Genomic DNA, 265 nt, shown 5'->3' with positions numbered 1-265 from the left:
TAGTAATACTGCCCGCGCACTGGCGATGGCAGGTAGGTGATGTCCCATGACCAGACCTGATTGCTCTTCGTTGCACTGTGCGTGGTCGGTGCGGCGTGCTTGTGCGGCGCATGACTGCGACCGCGGCGATGCTGCTGATCAGCGGCTTTCAGCACGCGGTAAAAGGTCGCCTCTGAAGCCAGGTAGCGGCCTTGATCGGCCAGCCTTGGCACGATCTGACTCGGCGGCAAGCTGGCAAATGGCGGGCTGTTACAGACCTCCAGGA

General features: G+C 61.5%; 1 pseudogene. It reads right to left on the bottom strand.

Going from position 1 to position 265, the window contains the following annotated elements:
* Positions 1-265 (bottom strand): annotated as a pseudogene (locus AAEZ05_RS28915) (IS3 family transposase); the annotation flags it as partial.

It is taken from the genome of Pseudomonas sp. HY13-MNA-CIBAN-0226 (assembly GCF_040310305.1).
In the GTDB taxonomy this organism is placed as follows: Bacteria; Pseudomonadota; Gammaproteobacteria; order Pseudomonadales; family Pseudomonadaceae; genus Aquipseudomonas; species Aquipseudomonas gregormendelii.
The sequence above is the reverse complement of the archived record's forward strand: the minus strand, read 5'-3'. Positions and strand labels throughout refer to the sequence as shown.